Raw genomic sequence first — 6,011 nt, 5'->3', positions numbered from 1 at the left:
CTCTACTGTCGATAAAACTTGAACCCATTGGTTTTGCAGCCGGACACCGTTGCAACAAGGGTAAAGCCTGCGGCCTCAAGCTCATCGATCACCTGGCCCTGGCCGGCCCGCACGTGCCGCATGATCCAGCCCGAGCTGAAGCCGGGCAGGCGTCGAAAGTCGATGAGTGCAAGACGGCCAGTTGGGCGCAGGGCCTTGCGAATCGAGTCGAGCATCTGCTGTGGATACTCGAAATGGTGGTAGGTATCGGCGATGAAGACCAGGTCAACGCTGTTAGCCGGTAAGCTGACGGTCTGTTGCGAATTGACGATGGGCACCAGGTTGTCGAGCCCACTCGCAGCAGCCCGAGCTTGGATCGCCTCGATGAATGTGGGCGAGATATCGACCGCGTACACCCGACCGGCCCGCCCCACCCGCTCGGCAAGCAGCATCGTGAACAATCCGGTGCCCGCTCCGACGTCGGCAACCGAGTCACCGGGCGTCAGTTGCAATGCATCGATGATCTCGTGGCGACGATCGAACAATTCACGCCCTTCGCGCTCGAAGACGCCTTTCCAACGCTCAGGATCAGCATCCAGGTACTGGCGGTTGATCCCAGGCTCAACAACGGGCGTGCCCCTTGGCTCAGCACGGGTCGTCTCCGCAAGGGTTTCAGCAAGCAGCGGCGGGCTCATGGCCGCACATGAGGCCACTGTGGTCAGAACGAAGAGCGCGCGAGCAGAATTCAGCATACTGAGCAGCCTGTCGGTGTCGTCGGTCGATGTCGGCTTGCGGGGGCGTCTTTCGTAGCCGCCTTTCGGATGGCGCCGGCAGGCAGGACGCAGAGTGAATCGCGGAATGAACGGATTATGACAAGCCGCGATCGGGTCCAGTTTCATCGCTGCAGACCAATGCAACAGAGAGGCTCGTCATCGATAACCCTATGAACGATTGCTCATTACCCACAGCAGGCCTTCGCCTCCACAACGGCCGACTGATCGTAACGCCGGAAGACCCTATGGCCGTCATATCCATCGAGCGTGTTGAAGCGCAGCTGCGCAACGGCTGTTTGATCGGCGATGCGCTGGCACACAAGGCGACGCATTTCTCGCCTGGTGCTCGACTGTTCGATTACATCGGCTTTACCGGTTGTGCCGTTCAGCTCGATCACGGGCAGAAGGACGAGCAATTCGAGATCGCGCTTGAGGGACCCTATGCCACGCCACAGCCGCGGTTTGGACGCAACACGCGCCCGCCCCGCTGCGCGCAGTGCCGGCAGCCGCTAGCGAATTGGCGCGAGCAGCTCGACCAGCCTGACGAGCGCGATGGCCCTCTACTCAGCTGTCACCAGTGCGAGGCCGTGGCGCCTGCACGCTGTTGGAGCTGGGGACGTCATGGCGGCTATGGTCGAGTCTTTATCAGGCTTGAGCCTGTCTTTCCGGGTGAAGGGCGACCTTTGCCGGCCTTGTTCTCCCTGCTCGAGCAGATGCCGCTAGGAGCATGGCGCTACTTTTTTGTCCAGGATTGATCGAGCCTCTCGGCCGACTAGGCGTCGTGATCAGAACGCTCGAACATCACCGCTCCTGCTCGCTGGCTAAGTGAGATTCCCGCGAGAGCGTATCGGCGAGATCGGGCGTCAGTAGATGAACCCCATCGGGCAGCGCCACCTCCATGCTGATTGGGAGATGATCCGAGAGCGCATAATCGAGAACACGCGCTGCAGTAATCCGCAGTTGCGGGGACACCAAGATGTGGTCGAGATTGCGCTCAGGCCGCCAGCTTGGGAAGGTCTTGAGCTCACAATCCAGCCCGCGAAGACCGGCGGCGGCAATGGCGGCGCGCAGCATTCTCGACCCACATCCACAATTGAAGTCGCCCATCAGAACGATCATCCGATAGCTGCGGGCAACCTCGATCAGATAGTCGAGCTGGCGGCGCTGCGCTCGCCGACCCAATGCAAGATGGAGGACGCAGACGGCGAACGGCTCGTCGGCAGTGGTTGCAAAATCCACGACCATGGCACCGCGACCGGGCAGCCCTGGCAGCTTGTGCTCGGTCACCGCCCCGGGTCGGATGCGACTGAGAAGGCCATTGCTATGCCGGGCCAGATGGCCGAGCTCGCGGTTGATCTGCGACAGCCAGTAGGGATATCCCGCCTGGTGCGCGAGATACTGGGCCTGGTCGATGTAAGCGCTGCGTAGGCTCCCTGCATCAACCTCTTGCAGCCCGATGATATCGAAGCCCTTCAGCAGGGTGCCGATGCTCGTTAGATTGCGCTGTCGCGCCGCATGCGGGATCAGATGCTTCCAGCTATTCGCGACATAATCGCGGTAGCGGCGTGACTCGATACCGGCCTGAATATTAAAGCTGAGCAAGCGAAGGCCGTTCACGCAACCCCCAGCCGACGGGTCGGAGGGCTGGCTCGTCGCGCTGTCGGTAACCGAATCTCAGCCACTGCTCTAAAATGATCAGTCAGGGTTGATCACTCAGGAAGGCACGGCTGGTGAAGCTACCTAGCCGCAGGATGAGCATGCCAGCCGCAGCCTAATCATCTGCCTCTGCAGGTCGCGCGGACTGCAGCCACGCGACCTGCGGTGACTTGCCGTTACTGGCTGAGGCCTTCGATGTAGGCCGCCACGGCATCGATCTCTTCGTCCTTCAGGTTCGCAGCAACGCCGCGCATCATGCCATTCGGGTCATTGGCCCGCTCGGCTTTCCGGAAGTGTCCGAGGGTCTGGGCCGTGTATTCAGAGTGCTGGCCAGCAATCCTTGGGAATCGAGCCAGGTTGCTGCCAAGACCGGCCGGGCCGTGACAGCCCGAGCATGCGGGTACACCGGTGGCCGGATTTCCGGCCCGGTAGATGCTCTCGCCCTTGGCCACAAGGGCCTCTTCAGCCGTTCCACCTGACTGTTCAAGGCTCGAGTAGTAGGCGGCCAGGTTGCGCATCTCTTCGTCGGTGAGCGGCATGGCCATCGGCGACATCTGGGCGTTCCAGCGCTCGTTGTTCTTAAAGTTCTGGAGCTGTTTGTAGATGTACCGAGGATGCTGGCCTGCCAATTTTGGCCACACCGGTTGTCCAGGGACGCCATTGCCGTCGAGACCATGACAGGCCTGACAGATTTGACCGGCCTTCTCTTTCCCTTTCTGGACATCGCCGCCGATGTCGGTTGAAAGCTCGCTCGCGACTGCGGCTTGGAGGCCGCCGAGGGTCAGCATGGCGGAGGAAAAGAGTCCGGCGATCAGCGATGTCTTCATAGTCACTACCGTTGCGTCGATATTCGTGGATGGCGGGCCACCGGCTTGAGCCTTGACCATGCAAATCCCGCTATGTATATCAGAAAATAACGATTTAGGTCAATCTGCGCCTGACGCGCAGCGCCTTTGCAGACTAGAGATGGCCCGGCATTGCAGAAGTTCCAGCCGCCGCTGGCAGGCAGCAGATCAAGCAGCCTCGAGCGCCGCCGACCCCGACCGCTGGGATCTAGCTGGGACCTAGCTCTGACTCGAGTCTTCGGTCAGATAGCGGCGCAAGGTCGCCACAATCTCCTCGGCGGGTGTGGCGTGATCGAGCACGTCGACCAAACGGCCGGACGGACCGATCACATAGGTAAAGGCCGAGTGGTCGATCATGTATCCCATCGCCGAGTCGTCCTGATTGCTGCGCTGGAAGGCGGCGCCGTACTGCTCAGCGGCAGCAGCGATCGTCTCGGCTGCTCCCGTGAGTCCAATCATGCTCGGATGAAAATAACCGACATAATCGGCGAGCTGCTCCGGCGTATCCCGCTCAGGGTCGACACTGACGAAAAGCACTTGCACTCGGTCGAGCTCATCCGCTTCGAGCTCGCGCAGCGCGAGCGCGATGATCGCCAGATTCGTCGGGCAGATGTCTGGACAGGCCGTATAGCCAAAGTACAGGAGGACGACCCGCCCTTTGAGGTCAGACAGCTTGACCGGCCCTTGATTCGAGACCAGCTCAAAATCGCCCCCCGTTGGAGGCGTCGCAAGCTCAAGCCGTTGGTGGCTCCCGGTCCCAACCGGGCCCGGCTCCCAGACCAACAGCAGCCAAAGCAGTAGAGCGCTCAGGAGCAGAATGGCGACAATGGGGATGGACTTGGACATTGCGCGCCTTTCAGGGGCTCAGAGCGCGGTCGCGCGATGGCTGATGGCAAGCTCGATATAGTGCTGGGCAGCGTAGTCCAGGTACTCGAGCTCGAGGTCTGTCAGGGTCCGTGCCGGCTTGGCGGGTGCCCCGATGTACATGAAGCCACTTTGCAAGACCTTGCCAGGCGGAACCACCGCACCCGCCGCCAACATCAAGCGAGGACGCAACACGGCGCGGTCCAGCACCCTCGCGCCGATTCCGATCAAGCAATGATCATGCACCTCACAACCATGCAAGGTCGCCTGGTGACCAATGGTGACGCGCTCATGGACGACTGTCGGCGCACCGCCTGGCAGAAAGCGGCTGTCGTGCGAGACATGGAGCACGGAGCCATCCTGGACATTACTACCGGCACCGATGTAGATACGTTGAATATCGCCGCGGAGCACTGCCGTTGGCCAGACCGAAGCTTGAGCGCAGATCTCGACGTTACCGATGACGACGGCGGTCTCATCAATCCAAGCATCTGCCGCAACACGCGGTTCGAGCCCTTGGTAGCTCCGTACATTGTTCATCGCTTTAACCTGGCACTTCTGGTGATAGGACTTCGGGGGTGGCTCCTGGGTCCGAAATGCTAGCACGAGCGGGGCTGATGACCGATGACTGTGGCCCGGAGCAGGCTTTGGTATGCTGCCCCGATTCCAGACCAACCCTAAGCTCGATTGAACGAAGATGCGGTTGCCCTGCCTGATTCTCCTCCTGAGCCTCTCGATGATGGCCGCGTCCGCGAGCGCCGAATCGCCGTTTGTCTTCGGGCCCGAAGAGGTGGTCCCAAAGAGCATCAAGCCCGGCGAAAAATGGACTGAAGGTGCCGTCAACCTCCCAGCGTGGCCCAGAGACAAGGATCTCATCGAGATCAACCTTGACCACGGTGATGGGCGCTTCACCTACTATCTCGACCGCGCAAGCCTCGAGACCGGCCGCGACGGTGTTGTGCGCTATACGATCGTCGCCGAAGCCAGCAGCGGCGCGCGCAACATCAGCTTCGAAGGCATTCGCTGCACCCCCAATGGGGCCTATCGCATCTACGCCTTCGGTCACAATGACCGCTTCAAGCCCGCAACGGGCGCAGATGACTGGCAGCCAATCACAAGATCGCAAGACAACCCTGCTCGCGAGGAGCTCTGGCGGCATTACCTCTGCGTGCCGCGCCTGTTCAAACCCCGGCCAGAGCGGGATCAGGTCCGGATGCTCCGCAGTGGCCGGGTGCCAGAGATCGAGAACAGCGGTTTTCTAACCAACTAGGTGTTCTGACCAACTCGGCTTCCTGACCCAACTGGGCACATCAGAGCCACACCAGCCGAACGGCTTTGAAACCCGAGCTGGGAATCGACATCTAGGATGAAAGCTCGCGCAGACAAGCGCACGACTGTTTTCTGGTGTCCCATGCAAAATCCGCTTCTCAGTGACGCTCCTCATCCTGCCTTCAACGCCATCACGCCGGAGCAGGTCGAGCCCGCGATTGACGCGCTCTTAGCCGACGGCAGGCGCCTGGTGAAGACCCTGACCGCTGACACCAGTGAAGCAACATGGGAGTCGCTGGTACAGCCTCTGGAAGAAGAAGACGATCGGCTCGCACGGGCCTGGTCCCCCGTGAGTCATCTCAACGCTGTGATGAGCTCCGACGCCCTGAGAGCAGCCTACAACGCCTGTCTGCCTAAGCTCAGCGAATACGCCACGGAAGTCGGCCATAACGAGTCCCTGTACCGCGGCTACAAGCAGGTCTTCGATGGCGACACGCTCGATTCTGCACAACACAAGATGCTCGCCAACGCTCTTAGAGACATGCATCTGGCGGGCGTTGATCTACCACGAGAGGCGAAGGCACGCTTCAAGGAAATCAACCGCGAACTCTCGCGCCTGAGCGCC

Annotated in this window: 7 protein-coding genes and 1 pseudogene; 3 read left to right on the top strand and 5 right to left on the bottom strand. The window is 60.8% G+C overall.

Features of this window, described 5'->3' with window-relative positions:
- Positions 1-2: 2 nt before the first annotated feature.
- A complete protein-coding gene (locus tag ACY693_RS13800; protein WP_462322403.1) occupies positions 3-674 on the bottom strand; it encodes a class I SAM-dependent methyltransferase in 672 nt (223 codons plus the stop codon).
- Positions 675-997: 323 nt separating this feature from the next.
- Between ACY693_RS13800 and ACY693_RS13795 the strand changes: the two genes are divergently transcribed.
- Positions 998-1,507: a hypothetical protein gene (locus ACY693_RS13795; protein WP_462322402.1), complete on the top strand. Its 510-nt coding sequence runs from the start codon at positions 998-1,000 to the stop codon at positions 1,505-1,507.
- A 46-nt stretch (positions 1,508-1,553) separates the two neighbouring features.
- Here the strand turns inward: ACY693_RS13795 and ACY693_RS13790 are convergent, their stop codons facing one another.
- The 4 genes from ACY693_RS13790 to ACY693_RS13775 all read right to left on the bottom strand — a co-directional run bounded on the left by ACY693_RS13790 (position 1,554) and on the right by ACY693_RS13775 (position 4,657).
- Complete coding sequence (locus tag ACY693_RS13790; RefSeq protein ID WP_462322401.1) at positions 1,554-2,369, bottom strand: endonuclease/exonuclease/phosphatase family protein; 816 nt, start codon at positions 2,367-2,369, stop codon at positions 1,554-1,556.
- 215 nt (positions 2,370-2,584) lie between these two features.
- Positions 2,585-3,235: a c-type cytochrome gene (locus ACY693_RS13785; protein ID WP_462322400.1), complete on the bottom strand. Its 651-nt coding sequence runs from the start codon at positions 3,233-3,235 to the stop codon at positions 2,585-2,587.
- Positions 3,236-3,472: 237 nt separating this feature from the next.
- Positions 3,473-4,099 (bottom strand): SCO family protein, encoded by a 627-nt coding sequence (locus ACY693_RS13780; protein ID WP_462322399.1) that lies wholly within the window; start codon positions 4,097-4,099, stop codon positions 3,473-3,475.
- 18 nt (positions 4,100-4,117) lie between these two features.
- Complete coding sequence (locus ACY693_RS13775; protein ID WP_462322398.1) at positions 4,118-4,657, bottom strand: gamma carbonic anhydrase family protein; 540 nt, start codon at positions 4,655-4,657, stop codon at positions 4,118-4,120.
- 157 nt (positions 4,658-4,814) lie between these two features.
- Here ACY693_RS13775 and ACY693_RS13770 point away from each other — a divergent pair, with 157 nt between their 5' ends.
- The gene (locus ACY693_RS13770) at positions 4,815-5,387 is read left to right on the top strand and encodes a CNP1-like family protein (RefSeq protein WP_462322397.1); all 573 of its coding nucleotides are present in this window, start codon (positions 4,815-4,817) and stop codon (positions 5,385-5,387) included.
- Between the two features lie 96 nt (positions 5,388-5,483).
- Positions 5,484-6,011: pseudogene (locus ACY693_RS13765) on the top strand (oligopeptidase A); the annotation flags it as partial.

The organism is Halochromatium sp., assembly GCF_054919635.1.
Note: the sequence above shows the minus strand (reverse complement) of the source record. Positions and strands in the feature narration are given on the sequence as shown.